The sequence below is a fragment of the Komagataeibacter kakiaceti JCM 25156 genome (genome assembly GCF_000613305.1).
Map to the genome: position 1 here is coordinate 1 of NZ_BAIO01000874.1, position 611 is coordinate 611.

Annotated in this window: 1 protein-coding gene; it reads right to left on the reverse strand. The window is 65.1% G+C overall.

The window, feature by feature from the left end; genetic code table 11:
- Positions 1-52 precede the first annotated feature (52 nt).
- Positions 53-611, reverse strand: a 559-nt coding sequence (locus JCM25156_RS26615) for a GMC oxidoreductase (RefSeq protein WP_034961711.1), incomplete at its 5' end; no start/stop codon positions are given.

Sequence of the window (611 nt, forward strand, 5' to 3'; positions counted from 1 at the left end):
AGCGCCAGCAGCGCACCCGCGAGCCAGCCGCGTTTTTTCCACCGCATCCCCCTCATCCCGCCAGCGGGCCGGGATGGGCGAGATAGGTGGCGCGGATATGATGCGCGGCCCAGTAGGCCAGCGCCGCGACCATGCCGGTCGGGTTGTAGCCCGTTCCCTGCGGAAAGGCGTTCGCCCCGATCACGAACACATTATGTACATCCCAGGACTGCATGTAGCGGTTGAGCGCGCTGGTGCCGGGGTCTTCCCCCATTACCGCGCCGCCACCCAGATGGGTTGTCTGGTACTGCCGCGTGTCGAACGGGCTGCCGAATTCACGCCGGACAAGATGGACCTGACGCGCATCCATGGCTTTCGCCACATCCCCGATCCGGTCCACGACATAGCGGTTCATGCGGATGTCATTATCTTTCCAGTCGAATGTCATGCGCAGCAGGGGCTGGCCGTAAGCATCCTTCCATGTCGGGTCGAGATCGAGATACACATCGCGATAGGCCATGTTGGCCCCATGGGCGTCGATGCGCAGGGAATGACGGTAGGTGTCGATCATCCCCGCCTTCCACGCGCTGCCCCAGCGCGGGGCGCCCGGCGGCCCACCGGCATGGGCCGGC